The sequence below is a fragment of the Streptomyces griseus subsp. griseus genome, assembly GCF_000720255.1.
Lineage (GTDB): Bacteria > Actinomycetota > Actinomycetes > Streptomycetales > Streptomycetaceae > Streptomyces > Streptomyces griseus_I.
The window spans coordinates 79,702-105,074 of record NZ_JOJE01000014.1 but is presented as its reverse complement, the minus strand read 5'-3'; the positions used below and the strand labels follow the sequence as shown (position 1 = coordinate 105,074).

25 protein-coding genes are annotated in these 25,373 nt (G+C 71.3%); 8 read left to right on the top strand and 17 right to left on the bottom strand.

What is annotated here, in order from left to right:
• Positions 1–45 precede the first annotated feature (45 nt).
• The 4 genes from IG99_RS20705 to IG99_RS20690 form a co-directional block, all read right to left on the bottom strand.
• Positions 46–807 (bottom strand): cupin domain-containing protein, encoded by a 762-nt coding sequence (locus IG99_RS20705; RefSeq protein ID WP_037676111.1) that lies wholly within the window; start codon positions 805–807, stop codon positions 46–48.
• Positions 801–1,727, bottom strand: a complete 927-nt coding sequence (locus tag IG99_RS20700) for a DUF6807 domain-containing protein (RefSeq protein ID WP_037676109.1) — start codon at positions 1,725–1,727, stop codon at positions 801–803. Before IG99_RS20700 ends, IG99_RS20705 begins: the two co-directional genes overlap by 7 nt.
• Positions 1,724–2,845, bottom strand: a complete 1,122-nt coding sequence (locus tag IG99_RS20695) for a Gfo/Idh/MocA family protein (RefSeq protein WP_037676108.1) — start codon at positions 2,843–2,845, stop codon at positions 1,724–1,726. The genes IG99_RS20700 and IG99_RS20695 overlap by 4 nt, the downstream gene beginning before the upstream one ends.
• A 371-nt stretch (positions 2,846–3,216) precedes the next feature.
• On the bottom strand, positions 3,217–4,197 hold the full coding sequence (locus tag IG99_RS20690; RefSeq protein WP_037676107.1) for a phosphotransferase: 981 nt from the start codon (positions 4,195–4,197) through the stop codon (positions 3,217–3,219).
• Positions 4,198–4,428: 231 nt separating this feature from the next.
• Between IG99_RS20690 and IG99_RS20685 the strand changes: the two genes are divergently transcribed.
• Positions 4,429–5,031, top strand: coding sequence for a 3-hydroxyacyl-CoA dehydrogenase NAD-binding domain-containing protein (locus tag IG99_RS20685; RefSeq protein WP_051865676.1), 603 nt, complete (start codon positions 4,429–4,431; stop codon positions 5,029–5,031).
• Positions 5,032–5,098: 67 nt separating this feature from the next.
• The gene (locus IG99_RS20680; RefSeq protein ID WP_037676216.1) at positions 5,099–5,827 is read left to right on the top strand and encodes a maleylpyruvate isomerase family mycothiol-dependent enzyme; all 729 of its coding nucleotides are present in this window, start codon (positions 5,099–5,101) and stop codon (positions 5,825–5,827) included.
• A 21-nt stretch (positions 5,828–5,848) separates the two neighbouring features.
• On the opposite strand, the gene IG99_RS20675 is transcribed toward IG99_RS20680, so the two are convergent.
• Positions 5,849–6,253, bottom strand: coding sequence for a MarR family winged helix-turn-helix transcriptional regulator (locus IG99_RS20675; RefSeq protein WP_037676105.1), 405 nt, complete (start codon positions 6,251–6,253; stop codon positions 5,849–5,851).
• 85 nt (positions 6,254–6,338) lie between these two features.
• On the opposite strand from IG99_RS20675, the gene IG99_RS20670 reads away from it, so the two are divergent.
• Together IG99_RS20670 and IG99_RS20665 are read left to right on the top strand one after the other, a co-directional pair.
• On the top strand, positions 6,339–7,823 hold the full coding sequence (locus tag IG99_RS20670; protein WP_037676103.1) for an MFS transporter: 1,485 nt from the start codon (positions 6,339–6,341) through the stop codon (positions 7,821–7,823).
• An 82-nt stretch (positions 7,824–7,905) separates the two neighbouring features.
• A complete protein-coding gene (locus IG99_RS20665) occupies positions 7,906–8,190 on the top strand; it encodes a DUF6332 family protein (RefSeq protein WP_037676213.1) in 285 nt (94 codons plus the stop codon).
• Here IG99_RS20665 and IG99_RS20660 read toward each other — a convergent pair.
• The 3 genes from IG99_RS20660 to IG99_RS20650 all read right to left on the bottom strand — a co-directional run bounded on the left by IG99_RS20660 (position 8,151) and on the right by IG99_RS20650 (position 10,874).
• Positions 8,151–8,816 (bottom strand): response regulator, encoded by a 666-nt coding sequence (locus tag IG99_RS20660; protein WP_037676102.1) that lies wholly within the window; start codon positions 8,814–8,816, stop codon positions 8,151–8,153. The two genes, IG99_RS20665 and IG99_RS20660, sit on opposite strands and share 40 nt — an antisense overlap.
• Positions 8,813–9,922 carry a sensor histidine kinase gene (locus IG99_RS20655; RefSeq protein ID WP_234311909.1) on the bottom strand — a complete coding sequence of 370 codons (1,110 nt, stop codon included), beginning with the start codon at positions 9,920–9,922 and terminating at the stop codon, positions 8,813–8,815. Before IG99_RS20655 ends, IG99_RS20660 begins: the two co-directional genes overlap by 4 nt.
• Before the next feature lie 256 nt (positions 9,923–10,178).
• Positions 10,179–10,874, bottom strand: a complete 696-nt coding sequence (locus tag IG99_RS20650; protein WP_037676099.1) for a TetR/AcrR family transcriptional regulator — start codon at positions 10,872–10,874, stop codon at positions 10,179–10,181.
• Between the two features lie 152 nt (positions 10,875–11,026).
• Here IG99_RS20650 and IG99_RS20645 point away from each other — a divergent pair, with 152 nt between their 5' ends.
• Positions 11,027–11,485, top strand: coding sequence for a nitroreductase family deazaflavin-dependent oxidoreductase (locus tag IG99_RS20645; RefSeq protein WP_037676098.1), 459 nt, complete (start codon positions 11,027–11,029; stop codon positions 11,483–11,485).
• On the opposite strand, the gene IG99_RS20640 is transcribed toward IG99_RS20645, so the two are convergent.
• Positions 11,475–12,725: a geranylgeranyl reductase family protein gene (locus IG99_RS20640; RefSeq protein WP_037676096.1), complete on the bottom strand. Its 1,251-nt coding sequence runs from the start codon at positions 12,723–12,725 to the stop codon at positions 11,475–11,477. The genes IG99_RS20645 and IG99_RS20640 overlap by 11 nt on opposite strands.
• 189 nt (positions 12,726–12,914) lie before the next feature.
• On the opposite strand from IG99_RS20640, the gene IG99_RS20635 reads away from it, so the two are divergent.
• The 3 genes from IG99_RS20635 to IG99_RS20625 all read left to right on the top strand — a co-directional run bounded on the left by IG99_RS20635 (position 12,915) and on the right by IG99_RS20625 (position 16,120).
• On the top strand, positions 12,915–14,270 hold the full coding sequence (locus IG99_RS20635) for a dipeptidase (RefSeq protein ID WP_037676095.1): 1,356 nt from the start codon (positions 12,915–12,917) through the stop codon (positions 14,268–14,270).
• A 61-nt stretch (positions 14,271–14,331) separates the two neighbouring features.
• Positions 14,332–15,048 (top strand): MBL fold metallo-hydrolase, encoded by a 717-nt coding sequence (locus IG99_RS20630; RefSeq protein WP_037676093.1) that lies wholly within the window; start codon positions 14,332–14,334, stop codon positions 15,046–15,048.
• 10 nt (positions 15,049–15,058) lie between these two features.
• Positions 15,059–16,120, top strand: coding sequence for a protein kinase family protein (locus IG99_RS20625; RefSeq protein ID WP_037676091.1), 1,062 nt, complete (start codon positions 15,059–15,061; stop codon positions 16,118–16,120).
• On the opposite strand, the gene IG99_RS20620 is transcribed toward IG99_RS20625, so the two are convergent.
• The 8 genes from IG99_RS20620 to IG99_RS20585 form a co-directional block, all read right to left on the bottom strand.
• Complete coding sequence (locus IG99_RS20620; RefSeq protein WP_078947807.1) at positions 16,093–17,154, bottom strand: ABC transporter ATP-binding protein; 1,062 nt, start codon at positions 17,152–17,154, stop codon at positions 16,093–16,095. The two genes, IG99_RS20625 and IG99_RS20620, sit on opposite strands and share 28 nt — an antisense overlap.
• Complete coding sequence (locus IG99_RS20615; protein ID WP_037676089.1) at positions 17,151–18,233, bottom strand: ABC transporter ATP-binding protein; 1,083 nt, start codon at positions 18,231–18,233, stop codon at positions 17,151–17,153. Before IG99_RS20615 ends, IG99_RS20620 begins: the two co-directional genes overlap by 4 nt.
• 11 nt (positions 18,234–18,244) lie before the next feature.
• The gene (locus IG99_RS20610; protein WP_037676088.1) at positions 18,245–19,237 is read right to left on the bottom strand and encodes an ABC transporter permease; all 993 of its coding nucleotides are present in this window, start codon (positions 19,235–19,237) and stop codon (positions 18,245–18,247) included.
• Positions 19,238–19,324: 87 nt separating this feature from the next.
• On the bottom strand, positions 19,325–20,995 hold the full coding sequence (locus IG99_RS20605; RefSeq protein ID WP_037676087.1) for an ABC transporter substrate-binding protein: 1,671 nt from the start codon (positions 20,993–20,995) through the stop codon (positions 19,325–19,327).
• An 88-nt stretch (positions 20,996–21,083) separates the two neighbouring features.
• Positions 21,084–22,073, bottom strand: a complete 990-nt coding sequence (locus tag IG99_RS20600; protein WP_037676085.1) for an ABC transporter permease — start codon at positions 22,071–22,073, stop codon at positions 21,084–21,086.
• Between the two features lie 395 nt (positions 22,074–22,468).
• Positions 22,469–23,512 (bottom strand): NUDIX hydrolase, encoded by a 1,044-nt coding sequence (locus tag IG99_RS20595; RefSeq protein WP_037676083.1) that lies wholly within the window; start codon positions 23,510–23,512, stop codon positions 22,469–22,471.
• A 141-nt stretch (positions 23,513–23,653) separates the two neighbouring features.
• Positions 23,654–23,851: a hypothetical protein gene (locus tag IG99_RS20590; RefSeq protein WP_037676081.1), complete on the bottom strand. Its 198-nt coding sequence runs from the start codon at positions 23,849–23,851 to the stop codon at positions 23,654–23,656.
• 443 nt (positions 23,852–24,294) lie between these two features.
• Positions 24,295–25,248: an ROK family protein gene (locus IG99_RS20585; protein ID WP_037676078.1), complete on the bottom strand. Its 954-nt coding sequence runs from the start codon at positions 25,246–25,248 to the stop codon at positions 24,295–24,297.
• Between the last annotated feature and the right edge of the window lie 125 nt (positions 25,249–25,373).

Here is a 25,373-nt window from a genome sequence, read left to right as displayed (position 1 = left end):
TTCCTCGGACTTGCTGTTGGCCCCCCTCCGGCCCCCCTTGATCTGTTACTCGCCCTGGTACGGCAGGGTCGTCCCCGGCAGCGCGTACTCGTCGCGCCGCCCGCACATGCCGAAGCCGCCCAGGCGGGTGGGCGCGCTCTCGTGCGCGGTGGCCTCGTCGAGGTACGCCGGCTCGCCGTCCGCCAGCGCGTCGAGCTGGGCGCCGGTGCGTTCGGCGGTCGCCAGGGCGCCGGCCCGCCACAGCTCGCGCCAGGTGGGCACCTTGTCGCGGACCAGTTGAGCGGCGGCGCGTTGGAAGGCGAGGTACGGGCCGGTGTCGCCGGCGACCAGGGCCTCGCGCAGGACGAGGTATCCCTCGACGGCGAGGTCCCGGCGGCGGCGCGCGGCCGCCGCGGTCTCAGGTCCGGTGCCGGCGGGGAGGGCGGCCGCGGCCGCGTACCTCTCGGGGTCGGCGAGCACCTCGGGCGGGAAGGTGAAGACGGCGTCGCCCGCCTCGGGCAGGCCGCTGTTCTGCATCAGCACGGTGATGCGGAGATCTCCGCCCTGCACCATGCGGTGTACGGTGCCCGGCGTGAACCAGGCGACCGAGCCGGGCTCCAGGGGGATGTCCCGGTAGCCGTCGGGGCTCAGCGTCTGGACCGCGCCGCGGCCGCCGGTGACGACGTACGCCTCCGTGCACACCAGGTGCAGGTGCGGGCTGCCGCCGCAGATTCCGTCGGCGGCCTCCCAGTCGTAGGCGCTGAGGTGGGACAGGCCGACGGCGCCGGGCAGGGGGTGAGGGAGAACCGGCTTGGGGTCGTTCACCACGGCAGGCCCTCCAGGTGGGTGCCGACGCGTTCCGGGTCCCAGGCGCCGTCCGCGACGACGATCCGGTAGCGGTACGCGAAGGACTCCCCCGGCGGCAGCTCGAACTCCTCGAAGAACGCCCAGGAGAACGCGACCGTGGGGATCGGCTCGGAGCGCACGAACCAGTGCGACTCGTGGATGGCGCGCTGCTCGTCCAGGTTCTCGGGCGCGTGCGCGAAGACGAGTGTGGAGTGGCCGTCGACGTCGTCGTGCTCGGTGGTGAAGGCGAGCCACGGGCCCTGGGTACCCATCAGCTTCTCGGCTCCGGCGTCGCTGTCGGGGGCGAAGGCGGAGCCGCCGGTGAAGTCGCGGGGGCCGCGCCACTGGAGGCCGGTGTAGCCGGCCATGTCGCGTCCGGCTGTGGTCGGGGAGCCGAAGGCGAGGGGCGCGGCGCGGAGGTTGGTGAGGCGGATCGTCCAGTCCAGGGCCCAGGCGCCGGCCTCCTCGTCGACCGAGTGCACGGTGATGCCGCGCTCCTCGCGGGCCCACTCCTCGCCCGCGTTCGCGACCCAGGTGAGGTCCTCTGTGAACGTGAACCGGTCGTCCTCGACCGTGAACTCGGGGAAGCCGTCGTGCCGCATGGAGCCGACGCGCTCGGGGAGGGCGAGGTAGCCCTGGCCGTGGACGTAGGAGTTGCCGCCCCAGAAGTTCTGGCCGGAGAGGTGGCTGGCGGTCATCTGCAGGCCCTTGTGCCAGCGGTGGTCGTTCGGCCGGTAGCCGGTGACCGTGCGCCCGGAGAGGGTGCGCACCGGGTGGGCGTAGGGCTTGCGCGACTCGAACGGCTCCGGGTCGGGCCGGTAGACGTATCGGAGGATCTCGGTGCCGTCCGCCGCCGCGACCGCGATGTGCTCGCCGTGGACGTGGCTGACTCGGATGCTCATGCGCGCTCCTTGGGGGCCCAGTGGGGGTGGTCTCCGTGCATCGCCTGATAGAAGGGGTCGCCCGGCGCGATCTCACCCGCGTGCACGGGCGCTCCCGTGAACGCCGACTTGTACAGGGCGGCGGCGAACTCGAGGGTGGCACGGGCGTCCGGGCCACTGCCCGGGGGGCGGACACCGTTGTCGTAGGCGTCGAGGAGGGCGCCGAGCTGCGCGGTGTGCGAGCTGGGCACGTCGGCCGCGGGGGTGGTCCAGGCGGCGGCGCGCTCGGAGGCGACGTGCGGGGCGGGGGTGTAGACCCAGTCCTCGTTGCGGTGGCCGTAGAGATGGGTGAGCTCGACCGTGGCGTCGGAGCAGTCGATCCGGATGCGGCTCACCTCGTGGGGGGACAGCACGCTGTTGACGACGGTGGCCAGGGCGCCGTTCTCGAACCGGACCAGAGCCGTGGAGACGTCCTCGCTCTCGGTGTCGTGGACCAGGCGGGCCGCCATGGCCCGCACCTCCGCCCAGGGGCCGAGGAGGTGCAGCAGCAGGTCGTACTGGTGGATGCCGTGGCCCATGGTGGGACCGCCGCCCTCGGTCGCCCACCGCCCCCGCCAGGGCACCGCGTAGTAGGCGGCGTCGCGGTGCCAGGTGGTCTGGCAGTGCGCCACGCGCGGGGCGCCCAGCTCGCCACTGGTGATCAGCCCACGGGCGTGAACGGCGCCGGAGCCGTAGCGGTGCTGGAAGACGACCGACGCGTACGCGCCGGACGCCTCTTCGGCCGCCGTGATGTCGTCGTACTCGGCGAGCGACAGACACAGCGGCTTCTCGCACAGCACCCAGGCGCCCGCCTTCAGCGCGGCCACGGTCTGCTCCCGGTGCAGGGACGGGGGCGTGCCGATGAGGACCAGATCGGGGCGTACGGCGTCCAGCATCGCGTCCACGGAGGTGTACCCGGCGACGTCCCCGCCCGCCAGCTCCCGGAAGTCGTCGAGGCGCCCCTCGTCCAGGTCGACGGCGGCGACGAGCTCCGCCCGGTCGGAGTGGGCTCTGAGGGCGGGCAGGTGGCTGCCGCCGACGATGGCGCCAGTGCCGACGACGGCTACGCGGCGACGGGTTGCGGACGGGGACGGAGACATGCGGTCCTCCTCGGACGGCCGGCTGCCCGGCCGCGCAGAAAGCGCTTACACTCGGCTGACCCTAGGCGTTGGTGCATGTCAGGACAACCCCTGCGCGGCGAGAGCGAGCAAGGTGTGACCGCGCGGCGGCCGCGCATGCCCTTTTGCCCCGGTCCGGACAGGGTCCGGAGGCGGGGGTATTTCACCATGACGTTATTTCGCCATTGTCGGGCTCAAGGTCCTGGCCCGGCTGTTCGTCCATGCGCCGGCCGGTTCCTGAGCGGACCGGAACGAGCCGGCCGGCGCGAGGCGCGAACCGCTCCTTCGAGACGGGCCTTCCGGTACGGACCTGTGATCCGCTGCAGCTGTGACGCCGGCGACCGGTTGCCGTGTCACCACTCCCCCGCGACGGCCTCCGCCAGCCGGGAGACGGCCGTCGCCTCGGGCAGGCTCCGCAGGGAGGCGACCACCTGCCCGCTCGCGAACTCGCGCTGCGCGGCGGTCAGCGCGGGGTCGACCGCGGCCTCGGCCTGCACGTACACGTAGTTCAGGGCAGTGGCGAACAGCATCGAGAACGAGTCCAGGCTCTTGATGACCGCCCGGCCACCGGCGTCCACATACGCGCGCACCATCCGCCGGGCGGCTTGCGCGTCGAACTGGTTCCCGCCCGCCCACACGTAGACCACCTGCGCGAGTTCGCGTTCCGCCGCGATGGGTCCGGCGTTGTCCCAGTCGAGGAGAACGGGTCCGGCCGGGCCGACCAGCACGTTCTGGGGCTGCACGTCGAGGTGGGACAGCACGAGGCCTCCGCGGCCGGACGGAGTGACATGGCGGGCGAGCTCCACCGCGGGGCCCGCGATGAACGTGCCCAGCGCGTCCGACCACGGCTCGCCCGCCCGGCGGACCACCTCGTGCAGCTCCGCCCAGTCGGCGGCCTGCCGGCACTGTTCGTACCAGGCGTTCGGTGTCCCGCTCGTGCCCTCTCCGGCCCGGTGGAGGAGGGCCAGGGTCCGGCCGCACCAGCTCAGGATCTCCGGATCGGCGGGGTCGGCCCGGGTTCCGTCCACCCAGTCGTAGAGCTTCACGCAGGAGCCGCCCAGCGCAGGGGGGAGCTGTGAAACGTACGCCCCCTCGCGGTTCCGGAAAAGGCGCGGCGAGGAGATCCCCAGTTCTTCCGCGGCCTCCCGCAGCGCGGCCTCCTGCCGGACCTGCTCCTCGTCGCAGCCGAAGAGCATCTCCTTCACGGCCCACGCGGAGCCGTGCCCGGTCAGCTTCCAGATCTGCCCGAGCGCGCCGCGGGTCACGGGGGTCACCGTCCGCGGTCCGGCGTCAAGCGCGTAGATCTCTGCGATGAAGTCGACTGCGCTCTGCACGGGGGGCACCTCTCAGGCTGGTGAACTGGCGGCTGTCGCCATGTGGTTCGGCAACAGGCATATCACCGGCCCCGTCAGAGGTCTCCCGAATTACCGCCCAGCGACCTGAGCAGCCGCGGTGACGCCCGGAGTGCCGTTCGTTGCGTCAGGTCCAGTACGCCGCGAACGCCTCCCGCCTCCGAACCCCCGCCCGCACGCCCGGGCCCTCCGTGCCGCGGTCATCCAGGTCAGGTGAACATCGGCGCCGTCGCCGCCGGTGACCCGCCCGAGGGCGCGGCCACGGCGGGCCGCACCCGGCTCACCGCCTTGCACGAGCGCGGTGCACGGCGCGGCAAGCTCACTGGCGCGGAACGTGACGCGGCATGTGACCGCGTACGGGTCAGCACCGATCTGCTGGACCTGGCCGACCGGGACCTGGTGGTGGAGGCGGCGACCGAGGACGAGCCGGTCAAGGTGGACTTGTTCGCCGCGCTCGACAAGGTCGTCGCCCGGGAGGACGCGCTGCTCGCGTCGAACACCTCCTCGCTGCCCGTCATGGAGCTGGGCACGGCCACCACCCGCCCGCAGCAGGTGATCGGGGTGCACTCCTTCAATCCGGTCCCGGTGCCGGACCTCGTGGAGGTCAGGCCGTCTTCGCTGACGGACGCTCAGGCTCAGTCCCGTGCGGAGGACTTCGGCACCCGGGTACTCGGCAAGAAGGTGATCCGCACCCAGGACCGGGCCGGCTTCGCGGTGAACGCCCTGCTGGTGCCCTGCCTGCTCTCCGTGATGGTGGCGGCCGGGCCGCTCGGCCGGAAGTCGGGACGCGGCTTGCACGACCACTCGCGGACGTGAGTCCGATGACGGTGGGGCACGGAAAACCACTGTTCTTCGACGCCACTCCATCATGCAGACTCTCCCCATGGAGACTGCCGAGTTCGTCGAGATCCTCGACCAGGAGGGCCAGTGGCTGGCCGCGGCCGCCGCGCGGGCCGGGACCGATGCGAAGGTGCCGACCTGCCCGGAGTGGCAGGTGCGGGACCTGCTGCGGCACACGGGGGCCGTCCACCGCTGGGCGGCGGGGTTCGTCGCCGAGCGCCACACCTCGCCCCGGCCGCCGGGCGACGCGCCTGACCTCGACGGCCCCGAGCTGGTGGCCTGGTACCGGGACAGCCACCGTCATCTGGTCGACACCCTGAGCGCGGCCGCGCCGGACACGGAGTGCTGGGCCTTCCTTCCGGCTCCCTCGCCCCTGGCGTTCTGGCGTCGCCGCCAGGCGCACGAGACGGCGGTGCACCGCTACGACGCCGAGTCGGCGCTCTCCGGTGCCCCGCATCCGATCGGCACGGACTTCGCGGTGGACGGCATCGACGAGCTGCTGCGTGGCTTTCACACCCGGCCGAAGAGCCGGGTCCGCACGGACGAACCCCGGCTGCTGCGGGTGCGTGCCACGGACGCGGACGCGGTGTGGACCGTACGGCTGTCGTCGGAACCGCCGGCCGCCACCCGGGGCGAGTCCGGTGACGCCGAGTGCGAACTCAGCGGTCCGGCCGAGCAGTTGTACCTGGCGCTGTGGAACCGGGTGTCCGTGCCCACGGTGACGGGTGACGCCTCGCTGGCCGCGTTCTGGCGGGAGACGTCGGCGATCTGACCGTCCGGTGCGGGTGGGCGGTCACTCGGTCCGGTCGCCCGCCAGCATCCGTGTGAGCACCGCGCGCTGCACCGGCAGCACCTCGCCGTGCAGCGCGCGCCCCTTCCCGGTGAGCGCCACTCTCACGCCTCGGCGGTCTTCCGCGCACATGGCGCGTTCGACGAGTCCGTCCTTCTCCAGCCGGGCGATCAGCCGGGACAGCGCGCTCTGGCTCAGATGCACGCGCTCGGAGATCTCCTGGACGCGGTAGCTGCACGTGTCGTCCGGCGCGGAGGCCTCGGCGAGGACGTCGAGCACCTCGAAGTCGCTGGCACACAGGTTGTGTTGGTGCAGGGCACGGTCCAGTTCGCACTGCGTGCGGGCATGCAGCGCCAGGATGTCCCGCCACTGGTCCACGAGTGCCTGCTCGGCCTTCTTCGCCGCCATGGGCGCACCGTAGCAGAGAATCGAGTTTGTTGCACTGGAATTAAATGCGTTTGCATTCAATGCAGGCGCATGTAGTGTCTGCGGCATGACCTCTCCGCTCACCACCCCCGCGTCCCCCCTCTCGGAGGTTCGCTGGACCCCCCGGCTGTGGGGCACCCTGCTGGTGCTCTGCGCCGCGATGTTCCTCGACGCGCTCGACGTGTCGATGGTCGGCGTCGCCCTGCCGTCCATCGGCTCCGACCTCGGCCTGTCCACCTCGACGCTGCAATGGATCGTCAGCGGCTACATCCTGGGCTACGGCGGTCTGCTCCTGCTCGGCGGACGCACCGCCGACCTGCTCGGCCGGCGTCAGGTCTTCCTGATCGCGCTCGGCGTCTTCGCGCTGGCGTCACTCCTCGGCGGGCTCGTCGACTCCGGCCCGCTGCTGATCGCCAGCCGCTTCATCAAGGGCCTGAGCGCGGCCTTCACGGCACCGGCCGGCCTGTCGATCATCACCACCACGTTCCCGGAGGGGCCGCTGCGCAACCGCGCCCTCTCCATCTACACCACCTGCGCGGCCACCGGTTTCTCCATGGGCCTGGTGCTGTCCGGCCTGCTCACCGAGGCCAGCTGGCGCCTCACCATGCTGCTGCCCGCGCCCATCGCCCTGATCGCGCTGATCGCCGGACTGAGGCTGCTGCCGCGCAGCGAACGGGAGAAGGACCACAACGGCTACGACGTCCCGGGCGCCGTGCTCGGCACCGCGTCGATGCTGCTGCTGGTCTTCACCGTCGTACAGGCACCGGAGGTCGGCTGGGTGTCGGCCCGCACACTGCTGTCCTTCCTCGCGGTGGCCGTGCTGCTGACGGTGTTCGTCCTGGTGGAGCGCCGCTCGGCGGGACCGCTGATCCGTCTCGGCGTGCTGCGTTCCGGCAGCCAGATCCGCGCCCAGCTCGGCGCGATGGCCTTCTTCGGCTCCTATGTGGGCTTCCAGTTCCTGGCGACGCTCTACATGCAGTCGCTGCTCGACTGGTCGGCGCTCCACACGGCCCTGGCCTTCCTCCCGGCGGGCGCGCTGGTGGCGGTGTCGTCGACGAAGGTGGGCGCGATCGTCGACCGGTTCGGCACCCAGCGGCTGATCGCGGCGGGCTTCGCGCTCATGGTCCTCGGCTACGCGCTGTTCCTGCGTGTCGACCTCGACCCGGTGTACGCCGCGGTGATCCTGCCGAGCATGCTGCTCATCGGCGCCGCCTGCGCGCTGGTCTTCCCCTCGCTCAACATCCAGGCCACCAACGGGGTCGACGACCACGAGCAGGGCATGGTCTCCGGTCTGCTCAACACCTCCGTGCAGGTCGGCGGCGCCCTCTTCCTCGCCGTCGTGACGGCGGTGGTGACCGCGGGCGCCCCGGCGGACCCCACCCCGCAGGCCGTCCTCGACAGCTACCGGCCCGGGTTCATGGTCGCCGCCGGTATCGCCCTCGCCGGGCTGCTGATCTCGCTCACGGGACTGCGCACCCGTCGGCCGCGGGCCTCCGTGGTGGTCGCCAGGTCCACACCGCAGGAGGCGGAGCGCGTCGCCGTCGGCGACTGACGCGACCCGAGGGACGCCTCCCCACCGTGCGCCCGGCGGGGTCCGCTTGCCCGCCGGGTGCACGCCTGTTTCACTCATGTCCATGACCACACACGGGGGACGGCGCAGTCAGGCCGAGCGGGACGCGATCACCGTCGAGATCGGATACGCGCTGTTCAGCGCGGCCTTCGCGGCGGCCGTCGTCTTCGGTGCCGTCGCCGGCCCCGCGCTCCTCTTCGACCTGCCGGACACCCTGTCGCGCGTCCTGCTGCGCACCGGGGCGGTGCTGGCGCCCGTGCTCTTCGCGGCCCGTGTCATCAGCGTCCTGATGCGTTTCCGGCGGCCGCCTCAGCCCAGCCACCCCGGCCGCACCAACCCCGACTCGTAGGCGAGGACGACCAGTTGGGCCCGGTCGCGGGCGCCCAGCTTGACCATCGTGCGGCTGACGTGGGTCTTGGCCGTGAGCGGGCTGACGACCAGGCGCCGGGCGATCTCCTCGTTGGACAGGCCGATCCCGACCAGCGCCATCACCTCCCGCTCCCGCTCGGTGAGCCGGGTGAGCGCGTCGGCGGCCGCGGGCTCCTTGGAACGGGCCGCGAACTCGGCGATCAGCCGGCGCGTCACACCGGGTGAGAGGAGGGCGTCACCGGCGACGACCGCCCTCACGGCACGCAGGAGTTCGTCCGGTTCGGTGTCCTTCACCAGGAAGCCGGAGGCGCCCGAGCGCAGGGCCTCGAAGACGTACTCGTCCAGTTCGAAGGTGGTCAGCATGACCACCCTCACCCCGGTGAGGGTCTCGTCCTCCGTGATGCGCCGGGTCGCGGTGAGACCGTCGAGGAGCGGCATGCGGATGTCCATCAGCACGACATCCGGGCGAAGTTCGCGCACCGCGCGCACGGCCTCCTCGCCGTCGGCGGCCTCCCCGGCCACCTCGATGTCGGGCTGCGCGTCGAGCAGCGCCCTGAACCCGGCGCGGACCAAGGACTGGTCGTCGGCGAGCAGTACGCGGATCACCGGTCCTCCTTGACCCTCGACGGCAGGACGGCGAGGACCCGGAAGCCCCCGTCGGGGCGCGGCCCCGCCTCGATCGTGCCACCGAGGGCGGCGGCCCGCTCCCGCATTCCGGCCAGGCCATTGCCGCTGCCGCCCGCGTCGGTGCCGGTCGCGGGCCCGTCGTCGTCGACGCGCAGCCGCAGCGTGCCGTCCCCGTGGTCGAGACGCACACGCGCGTGCCGTGAGCCGGAGTGCCGTACGACGTTGGTGAGCGCCTCCTGGAGGATGCGGAAGGCGGCGAGGTCCGTGCCGGGCGGCAGGTTCGGTGGCTCGCCGTCGACCTCGACCGTGAGGCCCGCGCGGGCCGCCTGTTCCACCAGTTCGGGCAGCCGGTCGAGCCCGGGCACCGGGGCGCGCGGCGCGTCGCCGGGCGTGCGCAGAGTACCGAGGACCTGGCGTACGTCGCCGAGCGCCTCCTTGCTCGCGGACTTGATGGTGGTGAGCGCCGTACGGGCCTGCTCAGGGTCGGAGTCGAGAAGTGCGAGCCCGACGCCCGCCTGCACGTTGATGACGGAGAGGCTGTGGGCGAGGACGTCGTGCAGTTCGCGGGCGATGCGCAGCCGTTCCTCGTCGGCGCGCCGCCGGGCCGCCTGCGCGCGCTCGGCCCGCTCGCGGGCCCACTGCTCGCGTCTGGTGCGGGCCAGTTCGGACACCGCGACGATCGCCACCACCCAGGCGGCGGTGGCCAGCTCCTGCCCCCAGTCGGCGGCCGCGTCCCGGGAGGGCGGCAGCCACTGGTACAACCAGTGGGCCACCAGGACGTGCCCGGCCCACAGCATTCCCAGGGCGGTCCAGGCGGCCCTGCGGTGCCCGGTCACCACGGCGCTGAAGCAGGCCAGGGCGACGGTGAGGAAGACGGGCCCGTACGGGTAGCCGGCGCCGAGGTAGACCATGGCGGCCGCGGCCGTGCCGAACACGACCGGGACCGGGTACCGCTGCCGCCACAGCAGCAGCCCCGAGGCCACGAGCAGCAGCACGCGCGCGAAGACGTCGAGCTGGGCGCGGTCGCCGGCCTGCGCGTGCGCCGCGAAGGTAGAGCCGACGAGGACGAGGGCGGTGACCAGCAGGGTGGAGCGCCAGGGTCACCGGGCCACGGGCTCCTCGTCGTCCGGGCGTCCGGGCCCTCCGGGTGGCATCCCGTGCCGCCGGCGGAGGGGCGGGCCGCCCGGCACGCCCCACCGGCCCGACGGCCACCGGGGAGCCGGGGGCGGGCCGCTCCCGCGTACGTGCTGCTCGTCCATGTCCGCCACGCTAGACGCCGGCCACCACCGGGGACGTCAGCCGGGCGAGGTGATCACCGGTACTCCCGGGGAAGTACGGCCCTCAGCGCAGCCCCACCCCGCGTCCGAGCCCTGCCACCGCATGCCGGAAGAACCGCCCGCGGTCCTCCACCACCCGGTTGAACTGCCCGAACAGCTCGAACCCGACCAGTCCGAACAGCTGGGCCCAGGCCGCGACGAGGGCCGTCACCGCCTCCGTCGGCAGGTCGGGCGCGAGGTCGGCCGTCATCCGCTCCGCCTCGGGCCGCAGCTCGGTCGGGAGCGGCACGTCGGTGAGGCCCGGCCCCTCGTGTGCCTCGCGCACGATGCCGATCAGGACGAGGCCTACGCGGGAGGCGGCCGGGACGGTCGTGTCGGGGGCGGAGTAGCCCGGCACGGGCGAGCCGTAGATCAGCGCGTACTCGTGGGGGTGCGCGAGCGCCCAGTCGCGTACGCCCTCGCAGACCGCCGTCCAGCGGCTCAGCGGACCGGCGTCCGCGACCGCGTGGTGTGCCGCCTCGGCGCGCTCGCCGAGGGAGTCGTAGGCGTCGATGATCAGCGCGGTGAGCAGGTCGTCACGGCTGGGGAAGTACCGGTACAGCGCCGAGGAGACCATGCCCAGTTGCCGGGCGACGGCCCGCAGCGACAGTTTCGCGGCGCCCTCGGCGGCGAGCTGTCGGCGCGCCTCGTCCTTGATGGCGGCGGTGACCTCGATCCTGGCGCGGGCGCGTGCGCCCTGTGTGGTGCTGCTCGTCGTCATGTCGGGCAGTGTCGCACGAATCCGGAGCGGTGCACATTTTCGAGAGCACCGCACATTTCAGTGAGCACTGCTCTTGCAAGGGAGCACCATTCTCCGGCAGACTGCTCTCAAGCGAGAGCAGTGCTCACACAATGACTCCGGAGGCCGCAGCCATGTCCACGCCGTCCACGCACGTCAAGAAGCCCGGCTGGTTCACCGTCAACGTCATGAACCGTGCCGTGGCATGGCTGACCCGCCGCGGTCTGAGCGTGTGGGGCTCCCGGGTCCTGGCGGTCCGCGGCCGCAAAAGCGGCGAGTGGCGGACCACTCCGGTGAACCTGCTGACGGTGGACGGACGGCAGTACCTGGTCGCCCCGCGCGGCCATGTCCAGTGGACCCACAACATGCGCGCGGCCGGTGGCGGCGAGCTGCACCTCGGCAAGAGAGTGGACATGTTCGACGCGACCGAGGTCGCCGACGACGACAAGGTGCCGCTGCTGCGCGCCTACCTCAAGCGCTGGAAGGCCGAGGTGGGCGCGTTCTTCGGCGGGGTCGGCCCGGACTCCCCCGACGCCGAGCTGCGCCGCATCGCTCCGGACCACCCCGTCTTCCTGATCACGGTCAGGAACTGACCTCGTCGTCCGCCGTCTCCTCCGCGGCGGGCCGTCGGTCCAGCGCGGCCAGGGCCCGCTGGGCGAGCGGCCGGGAGCGGACCATCTCCCCCAGCGACGTCGAGCCGCGCGTGATGTCGGTGAACGCCCTCCACGCGGGCCGGAAACCCGTCAGGGCCGCGTGGAACAGCCCGGGGCGGCGCTCGAACGCCGTCAGCAGCCGCTTGCCGACGCTCATCTCCACACCGAGGCCGGCCTTGATCGCGAACGCGTAGTTGAGGGCCTGGCGCCGGGCGTCCACGGCGTCGTGCGCCTCCGCGATCCGGACCGCCCACTCCCCCGCGAGCCGGCCCGAACGCAGCGCGAACGAGATGCCCTCGCGGGTCCACGGCTCCAGGAGCCCAGCCGCGTCCCCGCAGACGAGCACCCGCCCGCGCGAGAGCGGGGAGTCGTCGGCACGGCAGCGGGTCAGATGCCCCGAGGAGATGCTCGGCTCGAAGCCGGCCAGCCCCAGCCGTCCGATGAACTCCTCCAGATACCGCTTGGTCGCGGCACCCTCACCGCGCGCGGAGATCACGCCGACCGTGAGCGTGTCCCCCTTGGGGAACACCCAGCCGTAGCTGCCGGGCATCGGGCCCCAGTCGATGAGGACCCGCCCCTTCCAGTCTTCGGCGACGGTCTCCGGCACCGGGATCTCCGCCTCCAGGCCGAGATCCACCTGGTCGAGCTTGACCCCGACGTGCGCTCCTATGCGGCTCGCGCTGCCGTCGGCGCCGACCACCGCGTGGGCCAGCAGCGTCTCGCCGCCCTGGAGGACCACGGCTACCGTGCGCCGGTCCGGCACCGCCGAGCCGTGCTGCTCGACGCGCTGCACGGTGACGCCCGTACGCAGCTCGGCGCCCGCCTTCTGCGCGTGCTCCACCAGCTGCTGGTCGAACTCGGGCCGGTTGATCAGACCGAACAGCATCTGCCTGGAGCGGCGGGTCCGGGTGAACCGCCCGTTGTTCGAGAACGTCACCGCGTGCACGCGATCACGGAAGGGCAGCTCGAAGCCGGGTGGCAGCGCGTCGCGCGAGGGTCCGATGATGCCGCCGCCGCACGTCTTGTAGCGGGGCAGCTCCGCCTTCTCCAGCAACAGCACGCGCCGTCCCGCGACCGCGGCCGCGTAGGCGGCCGAGGCCCCCGCCGGTCCCGCGCCCACCACGACGACGTCCCACGCCCGCCGCACGTCGTCGTCCGCCGAAAGGTTCTCGCTGCTCACGATGGTCTACTGCTCCGATCAAGCCGCTGCCGCACCTGTCATCCGCATCCTACGGCGGAGATCACCACAGACCGCTGTGGGAGGACCCCGCCGCGTGCGCCCGCACACCGGGCCCGGCGTACGCTCGCACGGTCACCCGCGAACACGGGTGCCCTTCCTTACAACGTCGCACCCACAAGGAGCGTGCCCATGTCGTCGAATCCGGTCGCCGAGACCGTCGCCTCGCTGATGCCCCGGGCCAAGGCGGAGCTCACCGAGCTGGTGGCCTTCAAGTCGGTGGCGGACTTCGACCAGTTCCCCAAGAGCGAGAGCGAGGCTGCCGCGAACTGGGTCGCCGACGCCCTGCGCGCCGAGGGCTTCGAGGACGTCGCCCTGCTGGACACCCCGGACGGCACGCAGTCGGTGTACGGGTACCTCCCGGGACCGGCCGGAGCGAAGACGGTCCTGCTCTACGCCCACTACGACGTGCAGCCGCCGCTGGACGAGGCCGGCTGGGACACCCCGCCCTTCGAGCTCACCGAGCGCGACCGCCGCTGGTACGGGCGCGGCGCCGCCGACTGCAAGGGCGGCGTCATCATGCATCTGCTCGCCCTGCGCGCGCTGAAGGCGAACGGCGGCGTCCCGGTGCACGTCAAGGTGATCGCCGAGGGTTCGGAGGAGATGGGCACCGGCGGCCTGGAACGGTACGCGGAGCAGCACCCGGAGCTGCTGGAGGCCGACACGATCGTCATCGGCGACGCGGGCAACTTCCGCGTCGGCCTGCCCACGGTCACCTCCACACTGCGCGGTATGACCATGCTCCGCGTGCAGATCGACACGCTCCGGGGCAACCTGCACTCCGGCCAGTTCGGCGGCGCCGCCCCCGACGCGCTGGGCGCGCTGATCCGGGTCCTGGACTCACTGCGCGCCGAGGACGGCTCGACGACCGTCGACGGGCTCACCGGCAACTCCGTGTGGGAGGGGCTGAGTTACGACGAGGACCAGTTCCGCGACGACGCCAAGGTGCTGGACGGCGTCGGTCTGATCGGCTCCGGCACGGTCGCCGACCGCATCTGGGCGCGCCCGGCGGTGACGGTCCTCGGCATCGACTGCCCGCCGGTCGTCGGCGCCACCCCGTCGGTGCAGGCGAGCGCCCGCGCCCTGGTGAGCCTCCGGGTGCCGCCGGGTGTCGACGCCGTCGAGGCGACCAAGCTGCTCCAGGCCCACATCGAGAAGCACACTCCGTGGGGCGCGCGGGTGCGCACGGAGCAGGTCGGCCAGGGCCAGGCCTTCCGCGCCGACACCACCAGCCCGGCGTACGCGGCGATGGCGCACGCGATGGCGGTGGCGTACCCGGGCGAGGAGATGCAGTACGCCGGTCAGGGCGGCTCCATCCCGCTGTGCAACACTCTCGCCGCCCTCTACCCGCGCGCGGAGATCCTCCTCATCGGCCTGAGCGAGCCGGAGGCCCAGATCCACGCCGTCAACGAGAGCGTCTCCCCCGAGGAACTGGAACGCCTTTCGGTGGCCGAGGCCCTGTTCCTGCGCACCTACGCGGCGAGCTGACCCGCTCTGCCCTCGGCAGAGGCCCTCGCCCACGGGGTGAGGGCCTCTCTACGGTCGCCCCATGGACGTCGTCGAGCTCCTCCCCCAGCTCCACCTCCTGCGCTTCCGGGTAGGCCAGGCATATCTCTGGCGCGACGGAACGGAGTTGACGCTGATCGACGCCGGGCCGACCGGCGCGGACGCGGACATCGGCGAGGCGATCAGAGCTCTCGGCCATCCGCCCGGCTCGTTGCGCCGGATCGTGCTGACGCACTTCCACGACGATCACGTGGGCGGGGCAGGGGAGTTGGCCAGGGCGACCGGTGCCGAGGTACTGGCCCACTGCCTGGACGCGCCCGTGGTACGGGGCGAAGTCCCCGGCCCACCGCCGGTGTTGGAGGACTGGGAGATCCCGCTGCACGCCGAGGCCGCGAAGCACCTGCCGCCGGGCGGCTTCGCCCGCCCGCAGTCGGTCACCGAGCTGTCCGACGGCGAGGTGCTCGACTTCGGCGACGGCGCCCGCGTCGTCCATGTGCCCGGGCACACGCACGGCGGCATCGCCCTTCATCTGCCCCGGCACGGCGTGCTCTTCACGGGCGACGCGGTGGCCGCGTCCCCGGTCGACGGCAGTGTGCTGCTCGGTGTGTTCAACGTCGACCGGGCCCGGGCGATCACCTCGTTCCACCGGTTGGCGGCGCTGGAGACGGACGTGGCCTGCTTCGGCCACGGCGATCCGGTGCTCGGGCAGGCAGCGGCCGCACTGCGGGAAACGGCGGACGGATACCGGGCCGCGCGGTGATGATGAGGGCATGATCCGTGCCGAGCGCCTCGCCATCCACCACGACCTCGCCACCTCGCTCGCCCTGCTCAGCGACACCGAACTCGCCGATCTCCTCGCCACGGGCGTGCCCGTCGGCACCGGCATCGGCGGGCAGACCCTGCACGTGGAGCTGGACGGCAGAAGGGTTTTCGTCAAGCGGATACGGCTGACGGATCCCGAGCGGCTTCCGGACAACGCGCGGTCCACGGCGAACCTCTTCGGCACGCCGACCTTCTGCCACTACGGCGTCGGCAACCCCGGCAGTCCTGGCTTCGGCGCGTGGCGGGAGCTCGCCGTGCACACGATGACGACCCACTGGGTCCTGGCCGGCGACTTCGACGGGTTCCCGCTGACACACCACTGGCGGGTCCTGCCCGACAAGCCACAGCCGCTGCCCGACGAACTCGCCGACGTGGATCGGGTCGTCGCCTACTGGGGCGGTGGCCCGGGGACGCGTGAGCACATCGAGGGCCTGAGCTCGGCCAGCGCGAGCCTGACGCTGTTCCTGGAGTACCTCCCGTACACGCTCCACGACTGGCTGGACGCACGCATCCGCACGGCCGACGCCGACGCCGCCTGCGCGCTGGTGGAACAGGGCCTCGCGGAAGCCACCGACTTCCTCCACGAGCGTGGGCTGTTGCACTTCGACGCCCACTTCCGGAACATCCTCACCGACGGCCACCGGCTCTACTTCGCGGACTACGGCCTCGCCCTGTCTCCCCGATTCCGCCTCACCCCTGCGGAGCACGCCTTCCTGGACCGCCACCGCGACTACGACCGCGCCTACGCGACGTCCTTCTTCGTCACCTGGCTCGTAGTCGCCCTCCACGGCTACGACCGCGACGCCCGCGAGGCCTATATCCGCGCCTGTGCCGACGGCGCGCGGCCCGAGGGGATCCCAGCGGCGGCCGCCGACGTCATCGCCCGTCACGCACCGGTCGCCGCCATGATGAACGACTTTTCGCGACGGTTCGAGAAGGAGAGCAGGCAGACGCCCTTCCCTCACGACGAACTGCGGGCGTTCTACGACAGCTCCACGGTTTCCGGATAGTGGCAGGCGACCGGGTTGCCGCCGGCCCGGTCGGTCAGCTCGGGCTCCTGGTCCATGCAGGCGGTGCGCTCGTCCTCGGAGAGGACCTGCGCGAACTTGGGGCAGCGGGTGCGGAACCGGCAGCCGGAGGGCGGATCGATCGGCGAGGGGACGTCGCCGGTCAGGCGGATGCGCTCACGCCGTTCGACGGCGTCCGGGTCGGCCTCGGGGACGGCGGACAGCAGCGCGCGGGTGTAGGGGTGCCGGGGCCGGGCGTACAGGGTCTCCCGGTCGGCGATCTCGACGATCCTGCCGAGGTACATCACCGCGACCCGCTCCGAGAAGTGCCGGACGACGGCGAGGTCGTGGGCGATGAAGACGAACGCGATGCCGAACTCGCGTTGCAGGTCCTGCAGCAGGTTGACGACCTGGGCCTGGATGGAGACGTCCAGCGCGGAGACCGGTTCGTCGGCCACGATGAGCTTGGGGCGCAGCGCGAGGGCGCGGGCGATGCCGATGCGCTGACGCTGGCCGCCGGAGAACTCGCTCGGGTAGCGGTTGTAGTGCTCCGGATTGAGGCCGACCGTCTCCAGGAGTTCCTGCGCGCGCTTCTTGAGGCCCTGCGGCGGTTCGATGCCGTTGAGCCGCATCGGCGTCTCGATGATCGTGCCGACGGTGTGCCGGGGGTTCAGCGAGGAGTACGGGTCCTGGAAGATCATCTGGACGTTCTTGCGCGCCTGGCGCAGCTTCACCGCCGGCTTGTGGGTGATGTCCTCGCCGTCGAACACGATGGAGCCGGCCGTGGGTTCCAGCAGCCGCGTGATCAGCCGGCCCGTGGTCGACTTGCCGCACCCGGACTCGCCGACCAGACCGAGCGACTCCCCCGCTCCCACCGAGAAATCGATGCCGTCGACGGCGCGCACGGCCCCGATCTGCCGCTGGAAGACGACGCCGGTCTTGATGGGGAAGTGCTTCGTCAGGCCCGTGACCTCCAGGAGCTTCCCGCCCGGGGCGGGGGCCGCCTGCGGTTCGCGGATGGGCTGGGTGGTGCTCACGGCGTGCTCCTGTGGTCGTTCGGGCCTGCGCCCCGGATCTCCTGCTTGGCCCGTGCGGTGAGGTGGCAGGCGGCGATGTGCGCGTCGGTGCCGGCGACCGGCCGCAGTTCGGGCCGCTCGATGGTGCAGATCCCCTCCGGCACCCGGCCCTTGTGGGCGCAGCGCGGGTGGAAGGCGCAGCCCGACGGGAGGTTGATCAGGCTCGGCGGGGAGCCCGGGATCGGGTCGAGCCGGCGGCCGACGTCGTCGGCGATGTCCGGCATCGACTGCAACAGGCCCCAGGTGTAGGGGTGTTCGGGCTGCTTGAGGACGTCACGGACGGTGCCGTACTCGATGCGGCGGCCGCCGTACATCACCAGGATGTCGTCGGCGACGTCGGCGACCACACCGAGGTCGTGGGTGATGATGATCACCGCGGAGCCGAACTCCTCCTGGAGATCGCGGATGAGGTCGAGGATCTGCGCCTGGACGGTGACGTCGAGGGCGGTCGTCGGCTCGTCGGCGACCAGCAGCGCAGGGTCGCAGACCAGCGACATCGCGATCATCGCGCGCTGGCGCATACCGCCGGAGAACTGGTGCGGGTAATCCTTCGCCCGGCGCTCGGGCTGCGGGATGCCGACCCGTTTCAGCATCTCCACGGCCCGCTCCATGGCCTCCTTCCGGGAGACCTTGTGGTGCACCCGGTACGCCTCGGCGATCTGGGAACCGACGGTGAAGAAGGGGTGCAGCGCGGACAGCGGGTCCTGGAAGATCATGGAGACGGTTGTGCCGCGCAGCTCTCGCATCTCGTGCTCGGGCAGGGCGACGAGGTCCTGGCCCTCCAGCCAGATCTCGCCGGACACCTGGGCGCGCGAGCCCTTGTGCAGACCGAGGAGGGCCAGCGAGGTCACCGACTTGCCGGAGCCGGACTCGCCGACGATGCCGAGGGTGCGGCCCTTCTCCAGGGTGAAGGAGACCCCGTCGACGGACTTCACGAGGCCGTCCTCGGTCGGGAAGTGCACCCGCAGGTCCCGTACGTCGAGGAAGGAGGCGGCGGCGGGCAGCAGGTCCGCGGGCTGCTCGGGGGTGGACAGGGTCACTGGACTTTCCTTCACGCGAGGCGTACGCGGGGGTCGACGAGGCCGTAGACCAGGTCGACGACGACGTTGGCGAGGACGACGAACGTGGCGGCGAAGAGGGTGGTGCCGAGGATGACCGGAAGGTCGGAGTTCTGCACCGAGTCCACGGCGAGCTTGCCGATGCCGTTGATGCCGAAGACGGACTCGGTGATGACGGCGGAGCCGCCGATGAGCGAGCCGACGTCCATGCCGAAGATGGTGATGATCGGGGTGATCGCGGCGCGCAGCCCGTGTTTGAGGACGATCCGTCCGACCGGCAGCCCCTTGGCGCGGGCGGTGCGCATGTAGTCCTCGGCGAAGACCTCCAGCATGGAGGAGCGGGTGAGCCGGGTGTACAGCGCGAGGTAGACGAAGACCAGGGTCGCCCAGGGCAGGATCAGGCCCTGGAGCCAGCCGGCCGGGTCGTCGGTGAAGGGGGTGTAGCCGGCGGCGGGCAGCAGCTGCCACTTGTCGACGAACAGGAAGAGCAGCAGCAGTCCGACGAAGTAGATCTGCACGGAGACACCGACCAGCGCGAGGCCGACCGCGGCCTTGTCGGCGGCCTTCCCCCTGCGTACGGCGGCCACGGTGCCGAGGCCGACGCCCAGGACCAGGAAGAACACCGCGGCACCGAGACCGAGGGACAGGTCGGCCGGGAAGTCGTCGAGGAGGGTGGTGAGGACGGGGGTGTCGGTCTGGAAGGACACTCCGAGGCAGGGCGCGGAGCAGTGGATGGCCACGCTCTGGTCGCCGAAGTCACGGCCGACGAACAGGCCCTTGAAGAACTCCCAGAACTGCGTCATGAAGCTCTGGTCGAGGCCCAGTGAGTGCTTGATCTCCGTGAGGCGCGAGGGCGAGCAGGTCTTCCCGCAGGCCAGCAGGGCGGGGTCGGACGGCAGCGCGTAGAAGATGAAGAAGGTGATCACGGTGATCACCAGCAGGATCACGGCCGCCGCCAGCAGGCGTCGGATGAGGTAACGGAGCATGGCGTCCTGGGACCTGACGTGAGGTGGGGTGCTGGGGTGCCCCCGCCGGCGGCGTAACACGCCGGCGGGGGTGTCGGACAGGGTGCGTCAGTGCTTGACGTAGACGTGCACCAGGCTCGGCTCGGCGAGGATCGGGTCGGAGATGACACCGCCGACCTTGGAGCCCGAGAGCTCGCTGAAGTTCATGTACATCAGCGGGACCACTGCGGCGTCCTTCATGATCTGCTCGTCCAGTGCGCCGTAGGCGGTGTTGCGCTGCTTGATGTCCGTCATCTTGGCGGCCTTGTCGATCTGCGCGTTCACGGCCGGGTCGTTGAGGTACGACAGGTCCTGGTTGGACTGCGGCAGCTTCTTGATCTGCCGTCCGTCGAACAGCACGGGCAGCACCGTGGAGGCGTTGGGCCAGTCCGCGATCCAGTCGCCCCACACCAGGTCGTACTGGTTCTTCACGTTGTCGATGGTGCTGAAGTAGTTCGCCGGGTCGATCGGGGTGATGTTCACCGTGACGCCGATCTTGCCGAGCGAGGTCTTCACCGCGTCCGCGAAGTGCGTCTGGGTGGTGCTGTTCTCCACCGCGAGCGACATGGTGGGCTTCGGGTTGCCGGCCGCCTTCATCAGCGCCTTGGCCTTGGTGAGGTCACCGGCCGGGCTGGCGCTGTAGAGGTTGAACTTCTGGTAGCCGCCGATGCCGGGGCTCAGCATGGTGGTGGCGTAGTTGCCGTAGGCCGAGCCGCCGAACGCGCCGCGCACGGTGCTCTTGTCGATGGCGTCCTCGATCGCCTGGCGGACCTTGATGTCCTTGACCCGGGTGTTGTTGATCGCCAGGTAGTTGATGCCGGGCGCGGGGATCTTGTAGTAACGCGACTTCAGCGACGGGTCGTTGGCGATGGTCGTCAGGTCGGAGCCTGCGATCGGGTCCTGCATGATCGCGGTCTGGGCGACCCCGGCGTCGGACTTGATCTGCTGGTCGATGGCGGCCTGCTCCTGGCCGAACTTCACGTCGATCTCGTTGACGTTCTGCTGGCGGATCGGGTCGTTGGACTGGCTCCAGTTCGTGTTCTTGACGAGCACGAGCTCCTTGTTCTTGGTGTACGACTTGATCATGTACGGTCCGTCGGACCAGACGTGCGTGTCGTACGTCGCCCCGGTGTCATGGGCCTTGGGCACCGCCGACCAGCCGGGCATGGCGGTGGTCTCGTTGAAGTCGGCCACCGGCTGGTTCAGCTGGAACGTGATCGTGTACTTGTCCGGGGTCTGGATAGAGGCGAGTTCCTTGCCCTGGTACGGCCCCTTGTAGTCGGCGCCGCCGACGAGCCACTGACTCGCGTACGGGGGACCGCCGTTGATGTCCGGGGAGAAGGTCCGCTCCACTCCGTACTTGACGTCCTGCGCCGAGACCTCGGTGCCGTCCTGCCACTTGACGCCGTGGCGCAGGTGGAAGGTCCACACGGTGTCGCCCTTGGAGGGCGTGCCGGTGTCGGTGGCCAGGTCTCCGACCAGCTTCGGGGCGGTTCCCGATTCGTCCCAGCCGGTGAGGGTGCGCACGAACTCCTCGTCCATGCTCGAACCCTGCGTGGTGTACACGCGCTGCGGGTCGAGGTGGTCGTAGTCGGCGTTGTTCAGGATGGTCAGCGTGCCGCCCTTGGTGGGGGAGCTGCCGCCGGCATCGCTGGAGGATCCTCCGCCGCATGCGGTGGCCCCGAGGGCGATCGCCACGGTGGTGGCCGTGAGAGCGACCGTGCGCGTTCTGCGCTTCATGAGGTGAACACTCCGTTCTTGATCAACAGGCCCGGCTTCGGCGGTCGTTCGTGGCGCCGTCGGGGCCGGAAGAGCGAGGGACCGTCCGTCAGCCGCGATGGGCACGGGGGTCGAGGGCGTCCCGTACGCCGTCTCCGAGGAGGTTGAGCGCCAGGACCAGGACGAGCAGCAGGACACCGGGGACGAAGAGGTACGCCGGGTCCTGGAGGAAGAACTGGGAGGCGTCCGAGAGCAGGGATCCCCAGTCCGGGTTGGGCGGGATGACACCCACGCCCAGGTACGACAGGGCCGCCTCGGTGGTGATGTTCTGCGGGACGGCGAGGGCGAAGGAGATGAGGATCGGAGCCCACAGGTTGGGCAGCAGCTGACGGAAGAGGATGTGGCGCCGGCCGGCGCTCATCAGCCGGGCGGCGTCGACGAACTCCCGCTCCCGCAGCGACAGCACCTGGCCGCGTACCAGGCGGGCGGTGTAGGCCCAGGCGAAGATCGCGATGTTGACGACGAGGACCCCGAGGCGCAGGTTCTCGTCGGTGCCGCCGTGGCTGTTGGTCTGGAGGGCGTTCTGGATCACCGGAGTGAGCGCGATGATGAACAGCAGCTGGGGGAAGGCCAGCATCACGTCCATGATCCGCGAGAGGACGGAGTCGACCCAGCCGCCGAAGTAGCCGGCCGCGAGGCCCGCCACGACACCGGCCACGGTGGACAGCACGGCCGACGCGAAGCCCACGAACAGCGAGGTGCGCAGCCCGTACACGATCCGCGCGAACAGGTCGTAGCCGGTGCCCGGCTCTACGCCCAGCAGGTGGGTGAGGCTGATACCGCCCAACGCTCCGCGCGGGAAGTTGCCGGTGTCCGGGTCGATCGCCCGGCCGTCCGGGGTGATCGGCCCCCAGCCGGTGAGCGCGGTGAGCGCCGGGGCCACCAGCGCCACCACGAGGAACAGGACGGTCACCACCAGCGCGACCATGGTGACCTTGTCCCGGGTGATGCGCTTCCAGGCCATCCGGGCCGGTGAGCGGCCGGCGACGGTCGGCGCGATCACGCTGCCGAGCTCGACCGGCTGGAGTTGCGTGGTCATCGTACGGACATCCCGGATCTACCCCTGGCTGAAAGAAATGGGTGGCGGCCGTAGCCGGCCCCACGAGACAATGCGGACTTTCGCAATGCGCCGCGAGTCCGGTCAAGCCGAGCCAGGAGCAGAAAAGGGATTGTTTGCGCTCGTGGAAAAGTGTTGACGAGAGCGGGGTGTGTGATTAGCCGGAGCGTGGATGGAGGACGACGTCCCCTTGGCCATTACTTAGTAATGGCCCTGCTCCGGCGCGTGCGTGGCGAGGTTTCGGAACGATGACGGTCCGCCCTCGCTTTTCTCTCGGCGTTCTCCGCGCCAGGTAAAGCCGGTCCACCTCGCACAGAAATGCCAAAGAATTCATCACCGATAACGGAACGGAACCGGCCGGGTTTTTTCACGGTGCGTCAACCTACGGGGATCCCGGCTTCCAGATAGAACGCCGCGCCGCGCTCCCTCGCCCGCAGCGCCCAGCGCAGCCTTTCGTAGCGGACCGGCGGCAGCAGACCGGCCGCCTCCTCCTCGGTGACGAACCTCCAGCCCCGCAGTTCCGGCCCCGGGAGCAGCAGCCCGGCGGCTCGCTCGGCGTTCAGCCGTCCGCCGTCGAAGAGCAGGCGCAGTCCTCCGTAACCGGGCGGTGCGGGCCGCTCCCAGTCCACGACGAGCAGCCGCGGTACGTCGTCCAGGTGGATCCCGGTCTCCTCGGCGACCTCACGGATGCCGGCCTGCGCGGGTGCCTCGCCGGGTTCGACGACCCCGCCGGGGAACTCCCAGCCGGCCTTGTAGGTCGGGTCGACGAGCAGTACGCGGTCCTGCTCGTCGAAGAGGAGGACACCGGCGGCCAGGGTCTCGGCGGTCGGCTCGGGCGTCTGCACGATCTCGCACTCCGCGACGGCCCCCGTGCCGACGGCCTCGGCGATGCGGGCGGCGGCCTCGTACGGAGTGAGGGCGCCGGTGTCGACGGGGTGAGCGTCCGCGGTGAGCCAGGAGGCGAGGGCGGCCTTGTACGGCTCGATGTGGTCGTACGACCACTGCCGTATCCGCATGTCGCCGTCGGGGAGGTCCGGGGGGACCTCACGGCCCCGTATTCGTTCGCGCAGGATCGTTTCGGCCGGAGTGAGGAGAATGTGCCGTACCGGGATCCGGCGGGCGGCGAGGCCGCCGAAGATCTCGTCGCGGTAGTCCTGGCGCAGCAGGGTCATGGGCACCACGAGGGTGCCGCCGAGCTCGGCGAGCATCGCGGCGGCCGTGTCGATCACGAGCCGCCGCCAGATGGGCAGGTCCTGGTAGTCGCCGACCTCGGCGAGGCGTTTGGGCGGGAGCAGGTACGGGAGCGCTCCGCCGATGACCTCGGGGTCGAAGAGCGTGCTGTTCGGGATCAGTTCGATCAGTTCCCGTGCGGTGGTGGTCTTCCCCGCACCGAAAGCGCCGTTGATCCAGACGACGGTCACGGTTCCCCCTCTTCTGTTGGGCCCCCTGTGGCTTGCCCGCTCCACCCTGCCACGGAAACCAGCCGCCGTAGAGGCCACGCAAACGGAAGCGCCGGGTCCCCTTGTCGGGGTCCGGCGCCTCGGGCGGGGCCCGCGCTGCCGTCAGTCCCCGTGGCCGAGGTCGCCTTCCTGAATGTCCAGGCTGTTGTTCTGCGCGATCGTGGGGTCGACGCTGCTGAGGGTGTCGCGGACGTCGAGCCCCTTGTGATCGTCCGCGGCCAGACCGTGGGAGGGGGTGATGGCCGCGACGACGAAGCCGGTGGCGAGGGAGGCGATGGCGAGCATGCTGCGCTTCTTCATACCCGGTCCAACTGCTAAACCGCCCGTGAGTCACGCCCCGGCTGGGACCCACGGCGCACCCGGCAGACGAGACCTGCGGCGGCCCGGCGCCAGAGGTGGCAAGTGGAGATGAAACCGGCACCGAGCAGACCGGCCCGCGAACGACACCGCGGCCCTCCCGGAAAACCACCCAGGAGCCACAGCCCCGACCGGATCCACCGGCACACCAGGCCCACGACAGCCCGGCACCAGAGAGGGTGAGTGAGGGCGGCGCCGGTGTCGGTGGCCGGCCGGGATCACGCGGCTCTTCTGGACGGCGGCCCGGTCGTGGTGGCGCGCGTGCGGGGACCAAGGCGGCGGTTCGTGCAGGGCACCCCGGCTCCAGGACACCCCGGCTCACAGACACGCGGGCGGCGACCGCGGTCGGCCGCCGCCCGCAAGAAACGTCTCCGCGGGTGTGGTCGTCAGACTCCCGCCGGCTCCGCCCCCGTCGGCAGGGCGAGCGCCGCGGCGGCCGCTCCGACCAGCCCCGCGTCCGTCCCCATCAGAGCCGGCGTCACCGTCAGGCGCTGTACGAAGGAGAGGGTCGCGTAGTCGCTCAGCGCCTTGCGCAGGGGTGCGAAGAGGATGTCGCCCGCCTTGCCCACTCCCCCGCCGATGACCGCCACGTCGATCTCGACGAGCGTCGCGGTGGCCGCTATACCCGCCGCCAGTGCCTGCGCGGCGCGCTCGAAGGACGCCACGGCGACCGGGTCACCCACTCGGGCGGCGGCCGCCACCGCGGCGGCGGAGGTGTCGCCGTCGGGGCCGGGCCGCCAGCCGTTCTCCAGGGCACGGCGGGCGATGTTTGGCCCGCTCGCGATGCGCTCCACGCAGCCGCGCGCGCCGCACGGGCACGGGTCCCCGTCGAGATCGACGCTGATGTGGCCGATGTGGCCCGCGTTACCGGTGGGACCGGGGTGCAGACGGCCGTTCAGGACCAGACCGCCGCCGACCCCGGTGGAGACCACCATGCACAGCGCGTTGTCATGGCCCCGGGCGGCGCCCTGCCAGTGCTCGGCGGCGGTGATCGCGACCCCGTCGCCGATCAGCTCGACCGGCAGTCCTCCGGTGGCGGCCCTGACCCGCCCGACGAGCGGGAAGTCACGCCAGCCGGGCACGTTGACGGGACTCACCGTGCCCTCGGAGGCGTCGACCGGGCCCGCGCTGCCGATCCCCACGGCGTGTGCCCGCCCCCACAGTGGCGAGGCGGTGAGCTCGCCGAGCACCTCCTCGACGGCCCGCATGACGGTGTCGCCGTCCTCCCGTGCCGGCGTCGCGCGCTGCGCCCGCACCAGGATCCTGCCGTGGCCGTCGACCAGCGCACCGGCGATTTTCGTACCGCCGATGTCGAGGGCTGCCACGAGGTCGGTCTGCATCAGTGTCGGATCTCCCCGTAAACCGTGGAAAAGGACAGGCCGGTCCGACGGTGGGGGACGCGGTCCGGACGGATTGCGATGGACAGTGTCTCCCGCATCTGACAACGTTGTCCAGGCTCTATGCT